The 20,794-nt window shown below is 29.9% G+C and carries 22 protein-coding genes; 6 read left to right on the top strand and 16 right to left on the bottom strand.

The window, feature by feature from the left end:
* Positions 1–217 precede the first annotated feature (217 nt).
* From CLAU_RS18705 to CLAU_RS18680, 6 genes are read right to left on the bottom strand one after another with little or no spacing between them, the layout of a single operon-like run.
* Positions 218–1,000: an ABC transporter ATP-binding protein gene (locus CLAU_RS18705; protein WP_013238376.1), complete on the bottom strand. Its 783-nt coding sequence runs from the start codon at positions 998–1,000 to the stop codon at positions 218–220.
* Between the two features lie 51 nt (positions 1,001–1,051).
* Positions 1,052–2,092: an ABC transporter substrate-binding protein gene (locus tag CLAU_RS18700; RefSeq protein WP_013238375.1), complete on the bottom strand. Its 1,041-nt coding sequence runs from the start codon at positions 2,090–2,092 to the stop codon at positions 1,052–1,054.
* Positions 2,093–2,115: 23 nt separating this feature from the next.
* Positions 2,116–2,649: a nucleoside-triphosphatase gene (locus tag CLAU_RS18695; protein WP_023163432.1), complete on the bottom strand. Its 534-nt coding sequence runs from the start codon at positions 2,647–2,649 to the stop codon at positions 2,116–2,118.
* Complete coding sequence (locus CLAU_RS18690; RefSeq protein WP_013238373.1) at positions 2,646–3,707, bottom strand: FecCD family ABC transporter permease; 1,062 nt, start codon at positions 3,705–3,707, stop codon at positions 2,646–2,648. Before CLAU_RS18690 ends, CLAU_RS18695 begins: the two co-directional genes overlap by 4 nt.
* Before the next feature lie 51 nt (positions 3,708–3,758).
* On the bottom strand, positions 3,759–4,850 hold the full coding sequence (locus CLAU_RS18685; protein ID WP_013238372.1) for an iron ABC transporter substrate-binding protein: 1,092 nt from the start codon (positions 4,848–4,850) through the stop codon (positions 3,759–3,761).
* The gene (locus tag CLAU_RS18680) at positions 4,847–6,079 is read right to left on the bottom strand and encodes a molybdopterin molybdotransferase MoeA (protein WP_013238371.1); all 1,233 of its coding nucleotides are present in this window, start codon (positions 6,077–6,079) and stop codon (positions 4,847–4,849) included. The genes CLAU_RS18685 and CLAU_RS18680 overlap by 4 nt, the downstream gene beginning before the upstream one ends.
* Before the next feature lie 463 nt (positions 6,080–6,542).
* Between CLAU_RS18680 and CLAU_RS18675 the strand changes: the two genes are divergently transcribed.
* On the top strand, positions 6,543–7,628 hold the full coding sequence (locus CLAU_RS18675) for an ABC transporter substrate-binding protein (protein WP_013238370.1): 1,086 nt from the start codon (positions 6,543–6,545) through the stop codon (positions 7,626–7,628).
* A 139-nt stretch (positions 7,629–7,767) separates the two neighbouring features.
* Here the strand turns inward: CLAU_RS18675 and CLAU_RS18670 are convergent, their stop codons facing one another.
* Positions 7,768–8,232, bottom strand: coding sequence for a hypothetical protein (locus tag CLAU_RS18670; RefSeq protein WP_013238369.1), 465 nt, complete (start codon positions 8,230–8,232; stop codon positions 7,768–7,770).
* Positions 8,233–8,617: 385 nt separating this feature from the next.
* Between CLAU_RS18670 and CLAU_RS18665 the strand changes: the two genes are divergently transcribed.
* Positions 8,618–9,583, top strand: coding sequence for a G1 family glutamic endopeptidase (locus CLAU_RS18665; protein WP_013238368.1), 966 nt, complete (start codon positions 8,618–8,620; stop codon positions 9,581–9,583).
* Between the two features lie 515 nt (positions 9,584–10,098).
* Positions 10,099–11,073: an aldo/keto reductase gene (locus tag CLAU_RS18660; protein ID WP_013238367.1), complete on the top strand. Its 975-nt coding sequence runs from the start codon at positions 10,099–10,101 to the stop codon at positions 11,071–11,073.
* A gap of 113 nt (positions 11,074–11,186) precedes the next feature.
* Here the strand turns inward: CLAU_RS18660 and CLAU_RS18655 are convergent, their stop codons facing one another.
* Positions 11,187–11,534, bottom strand: coding sequence for a DUF6483 family protein (locus CLAU_RS18655; protein WP_013238366.1), 348 nt, complete (start codon positions 11,532–11,534; stop codon positions 11,187–11,189).
* A 254-nt stretch (positions 11,535–11,788) separates the two neighbouring features.
* Here CLAU_RS18655 and CLAU_RS18650 point away from each other — a divergent pair, with 254 nt between their 5' ends.
* Positions 11,789–12,481 (top strand): YetF domain-containing protein, encoded by a 693-nt coding sequence (locus CLAU_RS18650; RefSeq protein WP_013238365.1) that lies wholly within the window; start codon positions 11,789–11,791, stop codon positions 12,479–12,481.
* Positions 12,482–12,573: 92 nt separating this feature from the next.
* Here CLAU_RS18650 and CLAU_RS20770 read toward each other — a convergent pair whose 3' ends face one another.
* Together CLAU_RS20770 and CLAU_RS18645 are read right to left on the bottom strand one after the other, a co-directional pair.
* Positions 12,574–12,729, bottom strand: a complete 156-nt coding sequence (locus CLAU_RS20770) for a hypothetical protein (RefSeq protein ID WP_013238364.1) — start codon at positions 12,727–12,729, stop codon at positions 12,574–12,576.
* A gap of 19 nt (positions 12,730–12,748) precedes the next feature.
* A complete protein-coding gene (locus CLAU_RS18645) occupies positions 12,749–13,492 on the bottom strand; it encodes an HAD-IA family hydrolase (protein WP_013238363.1) in 744 nt (247 codons plus the stop codon).
* 384 nt (positions 13,493–13,876) lie between these two features.
* On the opposite strand from CLAU_RS18645, the gene rodA reads away from it, so the two are divergent.
* A complete protein-coding gene (gene rodA / locus CLAU_RS18640) occupies positions 13,877–14,986 on the top strand; it encodes a rod shape-determining protein RodA (RefSeq protein WP_013238362.1) in 1,110 nt (369 codons plus the stop codon).
* 69 nt (positions 14,987–15,055) lie between these two features.
* Here rodA and rbr read toward each other — a convergent pair whose 3' ends face one another.
* From rbr to CLAU_RS18620, 4 genes are all read right to left on the bottom strand, one after another.
* Complete coding sequence (gene rbr, locus CLAU_RS18635) at positions 15,056–15,589, bottom strand: rubrerythrin (protein WP_013238361.1); 534 nt, start codon at positions 15,587–15,589, stop codon at positions 15,056–15,058.
* Between the two features lie 405 nt (positions 15,590–15,994).
* Entirely contained in the window at positions 15,995–17,374 is a 1,380-nt protein-coding gene (locus CLAU_RS18630; RefSeq protein ID WP_013238360.1) for a cell wall-binding repeat-containing protein, read from the bottom strand.
* 444 nt (positions 17,375–17,818) lie between these two features.
* Positions 17,819–18,025 carry a hypothetical protein gene (locus CLAU_RS18625; protein WP_023163429.1) on the bottom strand — a complete coding sequence of 69 codons (207 nt, stop codon included), beginning with the start codon at positions 18,023–18,025 and terminating at the stop codon, positions 17,819–17,821.
* 321 nt (positions 18,026–18,346) lie between these two features.
* On the bottom strand, positions 18,347–18,610 hold the full coding sequence (locus tag CLAU_RS18620) for a DUF1858 domain-containing protein (RefSeq protein WP_013238359.1): 264 nt from the start codon (positions 18,608–18,610) through the stop codon (positions 18,347–18,349).
* Positions 18,611–19,164: 554 nt separating this feature from the next.
* Between CLAU_RS18620 and CLAU_RS18615 the strand changes: the two genes are divergently transcribed.
* On the top strand, positions 19,165–19,656 hold the full coding sequence (locus CLAU_RS18615) for a hypothetical protein (protein WP_013238358.1): 492 nt from the start codon (positions 19,165–19,167) through the stop codon (positions 19,654–19,656).
* 78 nt (positions 19,657–19,734) lie between these two features.
* Here CLAU_RS18615 and CLAU_RS18610 read toward each other — a convergent pair whose 3' ends face one another.
* A complete protein-coding gene (locus tag CLAU_RS18610) occupies positions 19,735–20,400 on the bottom strand; it encodes a phosphatase PAP2 family protein (protein WP_013238357.1) in 666 nt (221 codons plus the stop codon).
* Between the two features lie 51 nt (positions 20,401–20,451).
* Positions 20,452–20,772 carry a DUF3784 domain-containing protein gene (locus tag CLAU_RS18605; RefSeq protein WP_013238356.1) on the bottom strand — a complete coding sequence of 107 codons (321 nt, stop codon included), beginning with the start codon at positions 20,770–20,772 and terminating at the stop codon, positions 20,452–20,454.
* Positions 20,773–20,794: the final 22 nt, after the last annotated feature.

The raw sequence follows: 20,794 nt of genomic DNA, 5'->3' as shown, positions 1-20,794 counted from the left end.
TCAAATTACTATCACATTATTTCTGGTCAATTCTATTATCGCCAGTTGTGTAATAAATACTATTACATATATAACATGTTTATATTATATTATATTTTTGTTAAATTTGCAACAAAACATAACATAACATATTAAAAAAATATAAAATATATTGTTTTAGTTATTTTATATTTACTTATATCTTGTTAACTTTCATTTAATTATTCTATCATACGTCTTAATTGATCACGGGTACACAAGCTTTAATCTCTTCTCCATTTGAATTAGGTACGCTAATAATCTTTACATCAATACCATATGCTTCTTTAAGCATATCTTCTGTAACAACTTCATCTACATTACCTACTGTAAATACATTGTTTCTTTGCATAAACGCTACTTTCGTAGAGCATATAAATGCATGATTAGGATAATGTGACGTCATAACAACTGCTAGTCCTCTTTTAGAAAGCTTTTTTATTTGATTCAATACTCTAATTTGATTTCCGAAGTCCAAATTAGAAGTTGGTTCATCCATTATAAGCATTTTAGGAGATTGTGCAAGTGCCCTGGCAATTAAGACCATTTGTCTTTCCCCACCGCTTATTTCCGTATATATCTTGTCTTTTAAATAGGATATATTTAAGATATCTATAGCCTCCTCAGCAATATCTTTGTCCTCTTTTGTAGGAGAAGAAAACATTGAAAGATGGGCAGTTCTGCCCATCAATACTACATCAAAAACTTTGTAGGGAAAAGGAGGTGTATGAGCCTGTGGTACATACCCAATATTTTTAGCCAGCTGTTTTCTAGACCAGTTATGTATATTTTCTCCATCCAAGAGTATTTCTCCACCTTTAAGCTTTAAAAAACCCAATATAGTCTTAAAAAAAGTAGTTTTACCTACACCGTTTGGTCCCAATAGGCACAATATTTCTCCTGAACTCACACTCATGGATATATCTTTTACAACCACTTTTGTACTATAACCACAACTAACATTTTTTATTTCTAACTTCATATCCGCCCTCTCCTCCTTTTATCAGATTATGACATTTAGGACGTTTCTATTTTAATCTAAAGTACCACCAAGCTTTGTATAAGTAGTTCCATAAAATTTTTGATAAAAATCATCTACTTCTTTTGTTATGTTTGTATCTTTAAATACTTCAGGATTTGTTTTTGTATTTAACCACATTATTCCTAAAATCGTCTGCGGGCAAGGCATATCCCATGAACTCATTTTTGAAGGTATCAAATAAACTTTTTTATTTTTCACAGCATTTACATCTTTTAAACCATCATTATTAAGTACATCCTGAGGTTTTACTGCAGAATATTGTGTAAGAATTATTATATCAGGGTTCCAGCTAATTAACTGCTCTGCAGATATTTCACTCCACTTAGCACTTTTACTTAAAGGACCTGCCACATTTATTCCACCGCCTAATTCAATAAATGAGTTTTGAAACATATTCTTTCCTGGAGTTAAATACATACTTCCTCCTGCCATATATACTTTAGGCTTATTTTTTTGATCTATACCTTTAAGTTTATTATTAATAGAATCTAACTTTTTTGTATAATAATCTATAAATTCATCTGCCTTTTTTTCTTTACCAGTAACTATTCCTAAATTTTTCACAGTAGCTTTTAATTCATCAAGACCCTCTGCATTCACAACAAAAACTTTAATATTAGCTTTTTCAAGGCTTGGTACAACCTGTTTGTTCTTTTTTTGTATAATAACAAGATCTGGTTTAGCAGCTGCTACTTGTTCCACATTTAACTCATTAGCATCTTTAGTAGCAGACGATTTACTTGCACCTGCTTTTGGTGAAGAACCTAATGGATTTTTCATAACCTTTCCATCTATACCTAAAATATTATTTTGTTCCCCTAAGGCACACAATATCTGTGTTGCTACAGCATAATTAGTTAGCACCTTTTTAGCTGGCTTGGATAACTCTATTTTTCTTCCTAATCCATCAGTAACAGTAATTTTTTTATTGCTATCTGCAGTAGTTGTACTTGTAGAAGTCGTGCTTTTTCCACAAGCTCCAAAGATACACACTATTAATAATAGAATTAAAATTTTAGATATTTTTTTCATTTTTTCTTCCCCCATTGATTTTTTTAACTTATATTTTTCTTCAACCTTACATTATTTTCTTGTAAAGTTCGAAGAATTTTACCTTCCATAAAATTTCTATTATTTTCATCAATTCTAATTACCTGTACATCTTCTCTCTTTGCTATTTTCTGTACGAAATCCCCATCACATTCTCTTAACACTCCTATAACAGGCTTATCACTATTAAGTATTTTAAAAATGGTATCTTTGAATAATGATACATTTTCCTCCATAAATCCTAATTCATCAAGTACTACTAAATCTCTGTTATATAGGCTTTTTAAAAGTACATCATTAGCTATAACATTGAATATATCCATATCTATATACATTTTTTCTTTTTTTATATCATATCTTCCAATAATATAATTATCATCCGAGTTATAAAGTGAAATAACTTTAAAAATTTTCACTCCTTCTGTAAACTCTTTTTCTTGAATAAATCCGCCTATAGAGCAATCTATATTTTTAATAACTTTTTCTAATAATTTAGATTTACCAATCCCCTTCTCACCAGTAAAAAAAATTTTTTTCATATCCATCCTCTTCTTCCTTTAATCAAAAGATAAATAAAAAATGGTGCTCCAATTAATGACGTGAGAATTCCTAATGGAATCTCCACAGAAAAAGCACATCTAGCTATGTCATCAACTAACAAAAGGAATGTACCTCCAATCAATAAGGAAGCAGGCAATAAAACTTTAAAATTAGGTCCCACAAACATTCTTGCTATATGAGGTATTACAAGCCCTATCCAGCCAATAATACCACTGATTGATACGGCTCCAGCAGTAATTAAAGTTGAACAAAGTATTATAACTATTCTTAACTTTGAAGTATCTACGCCTAAAGACTTTGATTCCTCATCACCAAAAGAAAGTACATTAAGTTTCCACCTCAATAAAATTAGCGGTACAATTCCTATTATAAATGGTAACGATAATATTTTGATATCTTTCATAGTGACAGAAGATAATCCTCCCATCAAATAGAAGGTTATAGCCGGGAGTTTGTCATAGGGATCAGCCACATATTTTGTTATAGAAATAAAAGAAGAGAATAAAGCCGAAACAACCATACCTGTAAGCACAAGTACTAATGTAGCATTATTACCTCTTCCTATGATTAAACTTATTAAATAGGTTATACTAACTGCTGCAAGTCCAAATAGAAATGCTGAAATCTGCACACCAAAGCTGTTAAATGATAAAAGTATTCCAAACGCTGCACCAAATCCCGCACCAGAAGAAGCTCCAAGTATATCTGGAGATACCATTGGATTTTTAAATAAGCCCTGATATGCAGAACCAGCTATAGCTAAACCTGCCCCAACTAGTAATGCAGACAAAATTCTAGGAATCCTGACATTAAATAAAACTGTGCTAATAGTTGCATATTTTGAATTATCCATCCCTGAAACATTTGATAATATAACATTAAAAAATTGTGATACTGATATAGGATATCTACCTAAAGCTAAGGAAATGAAAAAAGAAAGTATTGGTAACAAGGCAATAAGTATCATAATATAAGTTGTTTTTGATTTTGACATAGATTTTTCAGACGAATTAGCCAGTTTCATTTCTTCTAGCATATACTTGTCCTCCTTTTAAACTCTAATTAATCACCTTACAAAAGTTGTCTTTTATTGTTTGGTGTTTAATAATTTATTAACATCACTGTCTGTAAGATTATAATGATAAAAATCAGTATAAAATTCCTTGATAAGGCTATTTAAATCCATATTCTGAAATTTATCTGGATACAGTATTTTAGCAGTCCATGGCACCCCAAGGATTATGTTTACACTAGGAGACCTGTCGTACCAATTAAAAGGATCGCTTGGCACAAGATATACCTTATGATTTTTAACAGCTTTAATCCCTTTCCATACAGGATTGGAATAAATTCCTTTATAAAAATTAGCATCAGTAGCTATAATCACATCTGGGTTCCAGTTTAGTACCTGTTCTGGAGATACATCAACCATACCCATTTTATCTAATGCTACCTGTGCTACATTGATTCCACCACAAATATCTATAGGCTGTGTGTGTATAGATTTAGCCGGGGCAGTCTGAAGACCATTTGAGCCTTCTGCATAATATACCTTTACTTTTTGATTATCTGGAATAGTAGCTGCTACGCTTTTAGCTTGATTTATTACTTTATTATAGAAGGCCACTAGTTTTTCGGCCTGCTGGCTCTCATTGAGCATCTTACCCACAAATCTTATATAATTCGGAAAATTTGCCAGAGTAACAGTATCTGTTACACCTACAACCGGGATATTTCCCAGGTTCTTCTGGTCTTCTTCTGTGTCCTTTTTTACTGCATCAGCTTGGACAGCATTATGTCCTTCATCAATTATCAAATCAGGTTTCAGCGACATATATTTTTCATAATTACCTTTGGTTGTACCATACCATCCTCCCACAACAGGTAATTTCTTGTATTTATCAGGTATGTACTTACCTGTCATTTTCAAATTCCATCCCATAAGTTTGTCTGGCGCAAGCATATATGTTAGCATTGTAGCTGGAGGACTGATTGATAAAACACTCTTAATATCGGCAGGTACCTTAACATTTCTATGAGTCATGTCAACTATTTTAATTGTATTTTTTTTAGTCGATTCACTACTGCTTTTACCATCACATCCAATAAATGTAGAAGCAACAAATACCATAGCAATAATAGCTGTTATACTTTTTTTACTAAGCGCTTTACATTTCACTCTGTTTCCCCTCCATTTCTTGTTATAAGCTCGATAGGACAGCGCAGTTCAACTTCAACCTTAGCTCCTGCTTCATATCCATCAACACTTCCTGGTATGCATAAATGAGCATTTGCATAAATCAAGCCTTCAATAACAGGCCTGTCACGACCAATTACTGGCGTACCTTTATACTGACCATCCTCATATTTTACAATAATACGTACATAAAAATCGAATGGGCGCTTTGATACAATTGGCTTTGTAAGAACTACTTGTAACCTTTGCGGCTTTATGGTTGGTTGAAAAAGATATTTATTGATAAGAGGCATAATATACCAATCTACCGTATATTCAGCTCCAATTGGTGGGCCTACGATTCCAATTACAGGCTTTCCATAAGCCACGGTAAATGACGTATGTTTACCTGGTCCATGTTCTACTTCATGAGCTAGTACTTCTCCTACTTCTCCTAACATTTTTATATTATAGTCTTCAGTACCTTTTGATGATCCTCCATTGATTATTACAATATCCGCCTTTTTTAAAGCATCAAGAAGTGTATTTATAATTTTTTTAGGATCATCTGGAACGATATCATAAACTAGCGGCTGTCCTCCCCAAAGAACAACTTTTGTTCTCATCATTATACTATTAGACTCAACATTTTTTCCCAAGGGTAAGGGTGTTCCTACAGGAACCAATTCATTACCTGTAGGTATAATAGCTACTACAGGTTTTTGCAGCACGTCAATCTTATCAATTCCCCCCATAGCAAGTATTTCAAGATGAGATGGTGTAAGTAACGTATGGGACTTTACAAGTACATCACCTTTTTTCATTTTTTGTCCTACAGGCTGAGTGAGTTCTCCTTTTGCTGAAGGTGCCTTTAGTATTTTTATGTTATCTAATTTGTCTACTTCAACTTCTTCTATTTTGATAACGGTATCATAATCCTTTTTAATAGCAATTCCAGTATTTGCAAAGTCATATTGTACTCCTCTTTTCCAACTAGAAGTATCAGGTGTTCCATTCTCAAAATCATGGTAATATACAGCTATACCGTCTAACCTACTAGTAAGACTATTAGGAAGCGTATTCATAGATACAATGTCGTAAGCGCACACTCTTCCTAGTCCATGAATTAGAGGTATTGTTTCTATTCGTGATTTTAAATCACATCTTTCCATTATTCTCTTTAGAGCCTCATTTCTAGGCAGCGATATGTGTTCCTCATTTTCTCTTTTCATTACTTGCCATTCCCCCATTACTATCATAATTTATGTAAGTATTTTATAAACAAAAGTACCCAGACATTCTATAGCCCAAGCACTCGGCTCTGTCTTAACTTAATGCTACACTCCCTGTGGTGAATTTCTATTTTACCAATTACGTAATAACATTTATTACAATTTTAAGATATTTATATTATATTCTATCCTTGTTATGTTTTCAATAAAACATAACAAAATATAATATAAAGTATATTTTATATTTTGTTTTAAGCATATTATGTCACTTTTTATACTGTTTAGGTTTAAAATCAATTGTGTAATATAAATTATTATATTATAATAAATGTAGCAGATTATTGTACCATTAAGTTCATATTTTACCCCAAAATCAACTATATTATGTCAATAAATACATATTATGATGGATTTTTATAGCATTTAGCTATAGTTAAATAAACCTAAAAGGATGTGTTAAATCATGAAAAAACTAAAATTTATACTCATCACTGTTTTTGCAATTATTTTTTTAATAACTGGATGTAATAATGGTGATACATCAAAAAAAACAAGTGAAAAAAGCACGCAGACGAAAACGATTACCGATACTGCTGGACGAAAAGTGGACGTGCCTTTAAATATTAAAAAGATAGGAGATTCCTGGCAAGCTCATAATGAGGTTCTGTGTATTTTAGGCCAAGGAAATAAAATTGTTGCCACTATTCTCACAGAAAAAGGAAGGCCCTGGCTCTACAAAGTAAATCCTCAAATGAAAAATGCAGTGACAGCATTTACTTCAGACGGTGTGAATACAGAAGAACTTATAAAAGCAAAACCTGACATTGTATTTACACCACTAAATGATAAAAGCGTAAATAAAATATCAGATTCAGGAATTCCAACTGTAGAATTAAATTTTACTGATTTTAATAGTTTAAAAAAATGTGTTAAACTTACAGGTGATATTTTAGGACAAGGCTCAAAGAAAAAGGCAGATGAATATGTATCCTATTTAGATGGAAAACTCAACACTATAACTAGTATAACGTCTAAAATACCTAAGGAACAAAGGCCTAAAGTTCTCCATGTAACTTCACTTTCACCAATAACTGTAGATGGAAACAATACAATAATTAATTCCTGGATAGAAGCAGCTGGTGGAGTAAATGCAGCTTCAGAAGTAAAAGGAAATAATAAACAAGTATCCATGGAACAAATATTAAAATGGAATCCGGATATTGTAATATTAAGCAGCAATACATTAATGAAAGTAAGCAATGGCAAAAAAAATATAAACAATTTATTAAATGATCCTTCCTGGCAAAAAGTAAATGCTGTTAAGAATTCAAAAGTATACTTTAATCCAGATGGAGCTTTTTACTGGGATAGGTACAGTGCAGAAGAAGCATTACAAATACAATGGGCAGCAAAAATCATACACCCTGATAAATTTTCTAACATAGATATAGTTAAAGAAACTAGAAATTTTTATAAAACGTTTTTAAATTATGACCTTTCGGAGGAAGAGGCAAATAGAATCATCAATGATGATCCTCCTATTAAATAAATATATTTTAAAATGCATTGGGTGAAGTTTTCTAAACAACACCTGATGCATTATGTTTATCCGATAACTACCTGCTTAGTGGAAGTGAGTATTACCATAGGCATCCATAAGATAAGGAAATATATTTTATATATAAATTTTATTTTAGCATTTTTTCAAGAGTTGAAATATGGCTAGCCTCATTATTAATAATATGGGACAATATTGTATATGTTTTTGTACTTACATCACTTGTATTTTTCACAAATCTACCTTGTACATCAACAAGTAAAGAATACACATCTTTCTCTAAGTCAAGAAAAGACTTCAAATAGTCTCTAACATTATTTATCTCAGGTTTATATACTTTCCTGTTAAACTCATCTATTAAAAAAGACATTTTATCATATATTACAAAATCAATTTCTTCAAATTCCATACCACTTATTACTTTTTTTAGCTTCTCGTAATATTGAATACTTTTATCTAATTGTTTCACTAAAACAACTGACATTATTTTTATAGATTGTTTATTGCACCTTTTTCCTATGTCCTCATATTCAGCTTTTCTTCTAACTGCAATATTTATTGACTTATTAATTATATCTATAATATTGTATCCCATACCATCACTACCTCCAATTCAGACTCTCTACTTCTTATTTCGTGAACTTTTATAAAAGTTTATACTTGTCTATATTATTGACATCACTTTTAAAGTTAATCACTAATTAGCTTTTATATTTTAAGGATATTATGAAAAATGCCAACTTATACGATTTGTTTGTCCTAATTAGTTCTATATAAGGCATTTTCAAAGAAATAGCCAGTCAGTATGCTAGTTATATTTTTTAGTTTACAGTAAATTTATATTTTATTAATACTATTGTAATTATTTCATCACATACCCATCACATACAAATGAGAAATTAGTATATTATAGAATAAATTTCTATAATATCAAAAAACATAAATGTATCTTTAAGATGTTATGGAAGGAGGAAAGAAAAGTGAAAACTATATTTAAAAAAATTCCACTTATATTATTAACACTATTAGTTGGATTCGGAACCGGCTCCACTATAATTGGAAATGGCCCTCAAAATGCCACCAATAATAAATATGTTCTATCTAATTATTTTTCCAGACGGAATTTAGTCCATTCTCTGCCAACTCAGCAGCAACTACCAATTCAGCAGCTGAAAAATAGTGTATCTACAATAAATCTTCCTGCTAATACTGAAAAGTCTAGTAATTGGGCAGGATACATAGATACACCTACTTCTAAAAGTAGCAGCTATACTAGTATTTCTGGTAGTTGGACAATCCCTAATATTCCAACAAATAAGCAAAATGCAGTAGCTGCACAGTGGATTGGTTTAGGTGGAGCAAGTTCTTCAGATCTTCTCCAAATGGGAACCTTAGAAGAAGTAGAAAACGGACAAGCTGTGGCAGAAATTTTTTGGGAAAAGCTGCCTGATGTTTCTCAGAACATAATTAGTGTTCCAATTAATTCAACTATTAATGTTAGTATATCTAAATCATCCAATTCAACATGGAATTTGACATTTGCTGTAACTGAACCTAACGGCCGGACACAAACTAAAACTATATCCACAACGCTAGATTCTTCCTATGAACAAGGAATTGGAACATCAGCAGAATGGATCAGTGAGGATCCTTCTAATGATAACAATCAGCTATATCCTTTAGCAGATATGGGTACGGTAAAATACCAGTCAGCTATGGTAAACGGTGATTTATTGAATGCTTCAAGTAACAAGGTTAATCCTGTTGCAATGGAATCAAGTAATGAAAATGTTGTAATTTATCCTTCTACAATTGGAACAGATGGCGGGTCATTTACAACAACAACAAATTTAAGCTTAACTTCTAGACAAAGGTTGGATAATTTTCCAAGATCTATTTTAAGAGATAATAGCAGCCGCATTCACCCAAGACAATATAGACAATAATTTTATTAGCTGTATACCATCTATAACACTCCCACCACACAATGAAAGCGACTACCACTTGATAAAAAATAAAAGGCCAATTAATTCACTATATAGTGAAAATTGACCTTTTGTTTTCTAATATGGCACCGAGATGTATATTAACCAACTTTTCTAATAAAAAAAGAAGTCAATATTGGGGAATACTAACTTCAAATAATTAAATGGGTTTATCGCCATTAAAAAATAATATGGTACTTTAATATATACTTCTATAATATAAATGTATACCATATAAATCATTCCGTCTAGTGCTTGTCGTTGGATAAATATGAAGCCTATGGAAACTATCTTTATCCAATGACTACCATTTTAATAAGACGTTAAATAATAATTTGAGTTGACATTAAATTTAGCAAAGTATACTATTAATGTCAGAAACCTAATTGTTAGATTTCTAATCATTATATTGCTAATATCTTCCTCATGAAGAAGATTAAAATATGAAATTAAACATATACTAGGAGGTTTTGTATATGGAATATACAAATTTAGCAGGGACAGGTTTAAATGTATCAAGAGTTTGTCTTGGAACAATGACATTTAGTGGGCAGTTAAACGAGCAGGATAGCATTAAAGTTATTAAGTATGCATTGGATAATGGAATCAACTTTATAGACACTGCAGACATTTATAATGGTGGACAAAGTGAAATAATTACAGGTAAAGGTATTAAAGGCTGCAGGGAAAATGTAATTCTAGCAAGTAAGGTTGGAGGACCATCGGGTTCAGGGCCAAACGACAAAGGTCTCAGCAGAAAACATATTATTTCGTCTGTGGAAAATAGCTTAAAACGATTAAATACAGACTACCTAGATATTTATTATATGCATGCACCTGATCCTCTAACGCCATTTGAAGAAACAATGGAAGCAATGACTTCTCTTGTTAAATCAGGGAAGGTTCGTTATATTGGAATCAGCAACTTTGCTGCATGGCAACTAATGGATGCCTTATGGACTTGCGACAAGCGTAACTTGATAACGCCAAGTGTAACAGAAAACGTTTATAACTCAATTACAAGGGGCATAGAGTCCGAGCTAGTACCTTGTATTAAGCAAAACAAGGTAGGCCTGGTTATATATAATCCAATAGCAGGCGGATTACTTTCGGGCAAGCACAGCAAAGATCATCCTGTTGAAAATTCACGTTTTTCCGATTTAGGTGGATATTATCAAAGATATTGGAATGATGACAGTTTTCAAGCAATGGAAAAGCTAACTCAGATTGCACAAAGCCATGGCATGAAGCTGCTTGAACTTGCATTGCGCTGGTGTATTTCTTATAGCTACGTGAACAGTGTAATTATTGGAGTAAGCCGCCTGGAGCACTTGAAACAAAATTTAGCATATTTAGAAAAGGGGCCGCTCTCTAATGAAATCCTTTCGCAATGTGATGAAGTCTGGAAAGAACTGCACGGCAGCAGGTTTTCATATCATCATAATCTATAAGTACTTCTAAATGTAAATTGTAAATCAATGTTTAACACATTTATTTAACGTATCTATAATATATTACAAAGAGCTTACTCAAGATGCGAATTGTTAGTCACCTGAATAAGCTCTCAAGTAAATTTTTTCATATCATTTAATCCTTGAAATATTTCCTCTCTCGAAAAATTTGCTTTGGTAAGATCTTCATCACTTTTTAAAAGTAACATATTATAAAAATCTTTTCCTATTTTAATTAAATCATCTGAAGGATTCTTTTTCAGTTCTTCAAATAGCAAATTTTCTGCTTCATTATATTTACCTTGAAAAATAAGTTTTTTTAGTAATATTGGTAACACATCTTGTATAGTCATTGATTGTACGTCTATATTTTTAAATTCCTTACTCTGTTTATTGAACAATACTTTTCCAGCAAACTCCCCTATAGATTCTATTATTCTCAATATATAATCATCATTCATATTAAACTCCTTCACATTTTATAATTCGATTAGTATCAAAAAAACTATCACCATAATTAATTATCGTCTTATTTTTCAGAAATGTAATCAATATCTATTTTTAATATATAACTTATCCTTTTATACACTATTTTCCTTTCTCTAATATGAATAAGCCAGATATATTGGGAAAATATAAAATTGATATTATATTTTTCATTGATTATATAAGCTCTCTACTTTTATATAGAGTTAGTGTTAAGGAGGTACCGCCGATGACTCTTGGAATTATAAATGTATTTCAATTACTACTTAAAACAACAGTAACGTTCATAGTGCTATTAACCCTAGCAAGAATACTAGGAAATAAACAAATGAGTCATTTAACGTTTTTTAACTATATTACTGGTATTACAATAGGTTCTATTGCCGCAAATATCATTAGTATAGGCAATAAACCATTCATAAACGATCTTATTGGTCTAACTTGGTGGTGTATACTAACTGCCTTAACTGGATATATAAACCTAAAGTCAGGAAATATAAGAAGTATCATTGACGGCCAGCCAACTATTCTAATAAAAAGAGGAGAAATCATGAAACAATCTCTATCCTCAAGTCGTCTTAATATGGATGATTTATCAATGCTGCTTAGAAAACAAAATATATTCTCTATTACAGAAGTTGAATACGCAATATTGGAGCCAGATGGAAACTTAAGCGTAATGAAAAAACAATCACAACAACAAGTAACAAAATCAGATATGAAAATTCCTTATTCTACTAGTAAATATATTCCTTCTGAGATAATTGTTGATGGTAAAATAATAAACCATAACTTAGAAGAACTGAATTTAAATAAAAACTGGTTAAAGAAACAACTTAAACAACAAAATATTGCCTCTATAGAGGATGTTTTCTATGCTGAAATTCAAAGTGATGGGACTTTATTTATAGATAAAAATTAAACCCTAGTTACATCCACCATATTAATCTCCGTTAATTCATAAAATTTTGCAATTCTAAATTATTCAATAGTAATTATATCATATTTTTAAAATCAATTTATTAAAATAGTTGTCTTTTCAAGAGTTTTTAACTGATTGTTACTTTTTCCTATAGCTAAACCAATTATTGTTTGTATTTTTTTCTGTTGCATACTATAAATCTTATTACCTAAATTCTTACCAAATTGATTTATTAAAAATTCATGCATAAAATTTATCCTTTACAGCCTATAAATAACCATTTTTTTTCATATCTTTTAGTGTGTCTAGTTGCTGAAGGTTATTTACGACATCGTATTTTTTTCCTATACTTAATAACTTATTTAAAATATACTTATGCTTATTCCTACATAACAAAACTGAATAAATACCAAGTTTATTTGCACCAATACAGTTTTTTAAATTATCATCAACAAATATTGCATTTTGAGGCAGCACACCTAATTCATCCAACGCAGTTTGATACATAATACTATCAGGTTTAGTAACTCCTAGCACTGACGAAATAATAAATGTAGAAAAATACTTTCGCAATTTTACTGCTTCAAATACACTATTTAAAGATGGCCATGCATCAGATACTACTCCTAATTTATATTTTTTTCTCAGCATACTAATTACACCTGCTACTTCCTCAAAGAATACATACTTTTTGGGGTTGTATACTAAATCTTTAGCAACATTTTCCACATTATCCGTGCTTAAACTTAATTCAGGAAATCCTTTAAAAAATATATTATAATATTCAACAAAATGCCTATATTCTTCTTCTTGCGTTTTAATTAACTTGCACGAATTTATATAATCATATGCTTTTTTAAACGAGAGTTTCTTTCTATCCTTTGAAATGCTGTTAAATACGTTTTTATCAACATATTTGAAAAAATTAGGTGTGATAAACCAATTGCCAGATCGAGGATAATTTAACACACGACCAGAATCAAATAAAATTGCCTCAATATTTGTACTCATAATAATCTCTCCTATTCATAGTACAACTTATGCACTAATTATAACGCCAATTATCTACTAAAGCACATTATGTTTTTATCTGATGGATACCTACTACGCACACAGCGAAAGCAACTATCACCAAATCAAAGATTTGGTATATCTGCTTTTTCCACTAAATAAGATCCACTGATAACTATCTCTCCATAAACACAGATAGCGGCTAAAAAATGTGTCCATAATAAAAGCCAATGGAAATATCAAAATGCATATCCCTATTTTACTAAATGTTCAAAGCTTTTCCTTCATTAAAATATAATGATTATTACATCTTATTTTAACAATTATATGTTAGAATAATATTGTTTTTGTTGAAAATTTATGTAATACTTTACGGGTGATAAAATGTACAAGCTTTTAATAAATAAAAAAATATATAGAAATTTAGATGTAACTACGCTGCTAGTTGCAATCGCAATATCCTTTTTTGGCATAATGAACATTTATAGTGCTACACATAATCAGTCTAATTATTATTATGCCAAACTACAGTTATTATGGGTTATATTAAGTACAATAATAATCTTCCTAATTTTGCTTATTGATTATAGAATTATAGTTCAATATGCCAATTTAATATACTGGAGTGGTGTGGGAGTCCTATTATTTAATGATGTAACCAGTAAAGCAATAAAAGGTGCTTCTTCATGGATAAGGATCGGAAATAGAGCACTAGAACCGGCTGAATTTGTAAAAATAGGATTAATATTAATTATTGCTAAAAAATTAGAAGAAATGGATTGCAATATAAATAACTTAAAAAATTTTTTAATACTGTGTTTTTACGCTTTTATACCAATTTTCTTAATAATAATACAACCTAACTTAGGTATGGCACTAATATACTTATTTATAGTTTTTTGTATCTTTTTCATTGCTGGTCTAAACTTAAAGTCTATAATAATAGGAATTGCTTCTTCAATACCCTTATGCCTTATTATTTGGTTTAGCGGAATTCTAAAAGAATATCAAAAGCAGAGAATAACCTCTTTTATCAACCCTGGAGCATACCAACAGGATGTTAGTTTCCAGCTTACACAATCCTTAATAGCAGTAGGTTCTGGAGGATTACATGGAGCAGGATTTTTAAAAGGTGCTCAAGTATCTGGTGGATACATTCCCGAAGTACACACAGATTTTATATTCTCTGTCATTGGAGAGGAATGGGGACTCATTGGATCTACAATACTTTTAGCAGCATACGGCATATTAATATATAGAATCATAAAGTCAGCAAAAGATTCAAAAGATTCTCTAGGAAGATTTATATGTATAGGTATAGCAGCTTCCCTCATTTTCTCTGTATTTCAAAATATCAGTATGACTATTGGAATTATGCCTATTGCAGGAATAACTCTTCCCTTTGTAAGTTATGGAGGAAGTTCTAGTTTAGCTAATTTTATCTCATTAGCCCTAGTTTTAAATATAAGTATGAGAAAATATTTTAATATTTAAATCGTTTTACAAATATAAAAACACCGTAAAATTCAGTTGAATAATACGATGTTTTTTAATACTATACTACTACCAATTTTTGCTTTCTAGTTCAAAATACGATTTAGGATGTGAGCATACAGGACATTTTTCAGGTGCATTTTCGCCAATGTAAACATATCCACAGTTACGACATATCCAAACCTTTTTTGCATTTTTACTAAAAACCTTGTTTTCTTCTATATTCTTTAAAAGTTCATTATATCTTTCTTCATGATGTTTCTCAATTTCTGCTACCATACTAAATAATCTAGAGATATCATCAAAGCCCTCTTGCTTAGCTTCTTCTGCAAATTTTTTATACATTTCAGTCCATTCATAATTCTCTCCACCAGCTGCAGATTTCAGATTTTCTGAAGTATTACCTATACCATTTAAAAGTTTAAACCAAATTTTTGCATGCTCTTTTTCATTATCAGCTGTAAGTTGAAATATTTCACCAATCTGTTCATATCCCTCTTTTTTAGCAGCTGAAGAAAAATATGTATACTTGTTTCTTGCTTGAGATTCACCTGCAAATGCAGATAACAAATTTTTTTCTGTTTTGCTTCCCTTTAATTCCATTTTACACACCTCTAATTTAAATATTTTGATTTAATTGATTAAATTTATTTTCTTAGGGACTCTACATATAAGCAAGTCCAATTATTATACTTTATTTAATTTATTTTTGTTTTGGGAATACAATTACATGTTAATTTGCTTTTCATAATCCACGAATATTACATCATACTTTTTATACATATTTTTACATAAATTACACTTATAGATTTGATTTAATTGTGCCATTTCCATTCTCTTCAATAAAAATACTTTACTATTAGTATACCATTTATTAGCTAAAATTCATATAAAAATTTTCAAGTAATTACATAATTTAACGTGAATTTGATAAATTAAACAGAAAAGTTTAAAGCATAAAAAATGACAAGAGAGTTATTCAAAAACCTTTAAGTATTGTAAAAATTATTAACTATAATCAGGGTTACCACTTAAACAAGTGTTTTCGGTACCATCAATTCTTACCTTAAAGGATACGCTTTCATTGCCATAATATATCCAACCATTTTCTATTTTAGTTATATTATATTGTATACCAACAGGAAGACAACCTTGCTTATATTTTGTTGTATCTACTAAGACAGTATACCCGGTCAAGTCCTTTTTTATTTTGCATAAAAATGATTCTTTTGTGTCCCATTCATCTCCAACACTCATGCTATATGTTTTATAGTAATATAACCAATCTCCATCTACAACAACACTAGTTACATTATCTGCGTAACCAGTAGTGTTATTATCCTTTTCAAATCGACTAATTTCAAGGCTGCCTATAATAGTATCATTTATAGAACCAGTACCACCTAATACACTAAAAGACTTACTTAAGCATAAAAAGTCAAGAGTAGGTACAATATTATCGTAATTCTCAATATCTAAAATATCACCATTATAAATAGTAAGTGCTTCCAAAGAACCATTTACCAATGCAATAGCAGAAGAATTTTTAGCAGCCAAAGCTGAACCTGCCAAAGCATCAGGAAAATTTTCACCACTTGCTAAGTAAATATTACTAAGGTTTAGATCATTTCTAAACTTATTTAATACTGCAATATTAGTATCATATCTGCTACTGCCATTATAAAATTTATTGCTATTCCATATTCTCTCGCTGTTAGGAAAACTATTTGCAATACTGCCGCTTACTACATCCTTTTCTCCTATAACATATGTTTTTGTTATTTTGTTATTCTTTATATAATTAGCTACAGACTCAGGCAAAGTATTTGGCAGCGTAAGTATAACTGGCATAGATTTTTCAGCCGCAATAGGTGCTATAGATAAAGCATCAGCAAAATTTTCACCATTTACTACTACAACTTGTCCATTAAAATTTAATTGTTCTGCAATTTTAATTGACGTTTCATATCTATTTTGTCCCCAAAGTCGTGTAGTTTTAATATTAAGTCTTTCAAGTTTATTTTTAATGGTATCAGATATTACTGATGGACCTCCAATAATAAATACTTGTTTTACCCCTAATCTTTGTAACTCATTTTCAACTCTACTATCTAAATCTGAGTCTGGATTTAGTAGAATAGGTGCATTATATTTTTTAGCAAGGGGAGCTGCACTGAGAGCATCTGGAAAGTTTTGCCCGTTAGCTAATACAGCATATTCTGAACCATTAGCCCAACCATTTTTAGAAACTTCGATAGCAGTAGCATATCTATCATCTCCACAGATACGCTGAACATATGAAGCATAATCTGCAGCCATTACTTTAGATGACATAAAAAAAGATATACCTATAGCACACAATACAAATATTAATTTGTTTTTAAACATTTTACTCCCTCCATTATTAATACTTTTATATAATAAATGTAAAAGTATATTACAATTGTACCATAAAATAACTTAATCTTATGTGCTAGACATTAGCTGGGTTAGTTCCGCAATCCTATCTATCTCAATTTCATCAATTCTTACCATTACAATTTATTCAGCAAAAGCAGAAAAAAGTCGCTATTCATATAAATTTTTTAGCAGCGACTTTATTTCTCTAACAATCACTATTAGTATTCTAAATTATTTTAAGCTTTCTATTATTTTTTCAAGTCTTTCATCTTCATCATAATCTATAGATAATCCATCACTTTTATTGCTTGTACTTCATTCATATAATTAGTATCTTTGTCAGTAATCGCTTTATTGATATAATCATAATTATTATTTAAATTATTTATATTTAACAATATAAATAACCTCCCTATGTTATTTAATATTAAATTATAATCCGCACTGTATAAGTTTCTGTTTATATGCATCACAAAAATCTGAAAAATTCGATGGAAATACACCAGGTTTTTCTATATCTACTTTCTTCTCAAATTCTTTTACTGCATCAACAAAAGAAGAACTTCCTAAAGAAAAAGAAGATGTATCAATTCCTTGTCTTTTCATCATATCAAGAATCATACAATAATAACTACTCATATCAGAGCCTTTACTATCAACGCTATCAAAATCCTCCCCACAATCAAAAGCATAATAATATTATTATCGTGAAAAATTCAACAATCTTTACATAAAAAGTATATATTTTACTAACCTATAAAAAATTACTATAGTATAAATCAATGGATGTAATCGTATCATACATCCTTTCTCTTATTTTAATCCATACATAAACTTAAGGAAACGTGATAAACAAAAATGTTGATCACGTTTCCTTAAGTTTATGATATTGGCCTAAAGTGTTAGTTTTAGCTTATAGAAGATATCAAAAATCTAAAATAACTAATCTTCAAAATTACCTTATTTAATATTGTATCGTGCCTTCATAACATCCTCAATCTTCTTTTCTATTTTCCATTTTATTTTCTCTCTTAATGGAATTTTGTTCAAACTTTGAATTAAAGTCTCTACATCGACTCCATGAACTGCTGCAGCATCTTCTATACTCTCATTTTGAGATGATGGACATTCAATGCAGCCCATACCAAAATTCTTTAATATTTCTATTGCCCTAGGACCCATATTAACAATATCCTTTATTAATGTTCTTCGATTAACTTCCATAATACACATCTCCTTATTAAACATTGGGTCTTGTCCATTTAATCCTTTTATGAGTATTATTCTTAACGCTTATTTTTTCATCTTTACATCAAAAATACTTTTGAATTAAAAAACGGGATATTTAAAATTAAATTCTTAAAATACAAGCAAAAAGTTCATTTTTCAATTCACCCCTACTTTTAATTATAGTAATTTAAAATATGATTACAATATTTTAATTTAACATTTTTCACTTTAGTTAAATGTAATCGAATTTATAATAAATAACTCTACTAGATAAGTACATATGACTTTTTAAATTTTTGATAATTTATACTAAAGATTTTATATATTAACACGATAATTGTTTAAATAATTTTATCCGATGACTACCTGTTCTAATACTTCCACTTCTCCAAGTGGGAGTAAAGAGCAGTTACGTCCCTGGATAACGATTTTCCCTAAAGGATAACGCCTTCTAAGTGCTAAAGACACTAAGAAGCCTGTTAATAAGCATCAGGTGGAGTCAAAACTCCATCTGATGCCAAAAACTTTGTTTATGGAGATGAATTCTAATGGATGTAAATAGTGTTATGAATACTTATTATATGAATTCCCTATATAATACCCTAGATTTTACCTCAACAAGTTCTTCTGTTCCATTAGTAAATAACATTGACTCAACTGTACAAGGAAATTATACTGCATCCAACTATTTTGGAAATACTACTAGCAATGAACTTCAAGATATTTATAAACAAGTCGAACCAACTTATGGTACACCATTAACTTATAGTTCATCAGGTGATTTATCTATACCTACAAATATTACTCCCCCTAGTGATGGTTTATCTCCTTCTGAATCAAATATTGTATCTCTTCTTCAAAGTAACAATACTACAACAGACAATATGGATGAGGATGTTCTATACCAATACAATGCAATAGAAAATGGAACTTATCAGGATGCTTGTTCAAGTATCTTTTCCTCAAACCCAGGCAATATTTATAATACTATTAATTCTTTATCACAATCTTCAAATAATACTTTAGATACTCTTGTGTAAATAATCCGTTTGATGTGATTCCATAAAAAAGCATATAAAACACGGCGTTCTATGATAAGATCAAAATATCATAGAACATTATATTTTTTGTTCATTTATTGAATATTTTGAAATGCTACAAATAATCCATATAAGAAAGCACAGAATAAATCCACTTAAAAAATATCCTCCAATTATATCAGTCATGAAATGTTTTCCCAAATATACACGACTTAAGCCAATTAAGATTGTCATAAAAATAGATAAAAAACATATAATAAATTTAATTGATTTTGACTGAATATACTGGCAAAGTATGTAAGCTATAGTAATAAAAAATGCAAAGGCCATCATAGAATGATCACTTGGAAATGAATATTTGTCCACTTTTGAAATAACTTTTACTGAAGGCCTTGCTCTTTTAAATAAATTTTTTAGAACATCATTTGAGAAATAGGCTATTAAGATCGTAAATAGTAGCAATTTTAAATTATCTGAAATATTATTTATTTTATTCCATTTATTAAAAATTAATAATATAATAGATATGAAACTTATTAATATAAGTGAAATAAGTAAAATTTTTTTAGGAGATGCAATAACCGCTAGTATATTTGCTGATTTTTTCAATAAATGATTTTTATATATTTTCATAAAATTTGCGAATGCATTATCAAATTTTTTTGTATAATTGCACATCACTAATATGGATGTGATTACAAATCCTAAAAAATTTAGTATGGTTAACTTTTTTACTTTAACCATAAAATAGACCTCCAACCCAATATTTAAAACATATATTTTACTATTTGTGTGTCAGCATTTCTTAAATCTATTTTTCGTATTTGAGTAAACTAGGATAAATATAACTGTTCCCAACAATAAGATTAATCCAATGACAAATAAAATATGCTGTTTAATTAAACTACTAAGTTCCCATAAAAAAACACTAAAAGCAATTGCAAACATTGATTTTCCCATAAACTTACATAATGCCTTTTCATCATATTCTGCTTTCTCTTCTTTACTCAACATATTGTAACCTGATATTAAGAAAGCACCTTTACCTAAAGAAAAAACCACTCCCAAGATAATAAACAACATAAGTACCAATAATAATATAATCGTACCACCCATAATCTTTCACTCCTTCACCAAA

Origin of the sequence: Clostridium autoethanogenum DSM 10061, from assembly GCF_001484725.1 — a bacterium.
Lineage (GTDB): Bacteria > Bacillota > Clostridia > Clostridiales > Clostridiaceae > Clostridium_B > Clostridium_B ljungdahlii.
Note: the sequence above shows the minus strand (reverse complement) of the source record. Positions and strands in the feature narration are given on the sequence as shown.

Bases quoted from the DNA above. Each gene is read 5' to 3' on its own strand.
- CLAU_RS18675 (WP_013238370.1), top strand. From the start codon at position 6,543: ATGAAAAAACTAAAATTTATACTCATCACTGTTTTTGCAATTATTTTT.
- CLAU_RS18605 (WP_013238356.1), bottom strand. From the start codon at position 20,772: ATGGGTGGTACGATTATATTATTATTGGTACTTATGTTGTTTATTATC.
- rbr (WP_013238361.1), bottom strand. From the start codon at position 15,589: ATGGAATTAAAGGGAAGCAAAACAGAAAAAAATTTGTTATCTGCATTT.
- CLAU_RS18620 (WP_013238359.1), bottom strand. From the start codon at position 18,610: ATGGAAGTTAATCGAAGAACATTAATAAAGGATATTGTTAATATGGGT.
- CLAU_RS18625 (WP_023163429.1), bottom strand. From the start codon at position 18,025: ATGAGTAGTTATTATTGTATGATTCTTGATATGATGAAAAGACAAGGA.
- CLAU_RS18650 (WP_013238365.1), top strand. From the start codon at position 11,789: ATGACTCTTGGAATTATAAATGTATTTCAATTACTACTTAAAACAACA.
- CLAU_RS18700 (WP_013238375.1), bottom strand. From the start codon at position 2,092: ATGAAAAAAATATCTAAAATTTTAATTCTATTATTAATAGTGTGTATC.
- CLAU_RS18630 (WP_013238360.1), bottom strand. From the start codon at position 17,374: ATGTTTAAAAACAAATTAATATTTGTATTGTGTGCTATAGGTATATCT.
- CLAU_RS18610 (WP_013238357.1), bottom strand. From the start codon at position 20,400: ATGGTTAAAGTAAAAAAGTTAACCATACTAAATTTTTTAGGATTTGTA.
- rodA (WP_013238362.1), top strand. From the start codon at position 13,877: ATGTACAAGCTTTTAATAAATAAAAAAATATATAGAAATTTAGATGTA.
- CLAU_RS18615 (WP_013238358.1), top strand. From the start codon at position 19,165: ATGGATGTAAATAGTGTTATGAATACTTATTATATGAATTCCCTATAT.
- CLAU_RS20770 (WP_013238364.1), bottom strand. From the start codon at position 12,729: ATGCATGAATTTTTAATAAATCAATTTGGTAAGAATTTAGGTAATAAG.
- CLAU_RS18655 (WP_013238366.1), bottom strand. From the start codon at position 11,534: ATGAATGATGATTATATATTGAGAATAATAGAATCTATAGGGGAGTTT.
- CLAU_RS18705 (WP_013238376.1), bottom strand. From the start codon at position 1,000: ATGAAGTTAGAAATAAAAAATGTTAGTTGTGGTTATAGTACAAAAGTG.
- CLAU_RS18695 (WP_023163432.1), bottom strand. From the start codon at position 2,649: ATGAAAAAAATTTTTTTTACTGGTGAGAAGGGGATTGGTAAATCTAAA.
- CLAU_RS18645 (WP_013238363.1), bottom strand. From the start codon at position 13,492: ATGAGTACAAATATTGAGGCAATTTTATTTGATTCTGGTCGTGTGTTA.
- CLAU_RS18660 (WP_013238367.1), top strand. From the start codon at position 10,099: ATGGAATATACAAATTTAGCAGGGACAGGTTTAAATGTATCAAGAGTT.
- CLAU_RS18670 (WP_013238369.1), bottom strand. From the start codon at position 8,232: ATGGGATACAATATTATAGATATAATTAATAAGTCAATAAATATTGCA.
- CLAU_RS18690 (WP_013238373.1), bottom strand. From the start codon at position 3,707: ATGCTAGAAGAAATGAAACTGGCTAATTCGTCTGAAAAATCTATGTCA.
- CLAU_RS18680 (WP_013238371.1), bottom strand. From the start codon at position 6,079: ATGAAAAGAGAAAATGAGGAACACATATCGCTGCCTAGAAATGAGGCT.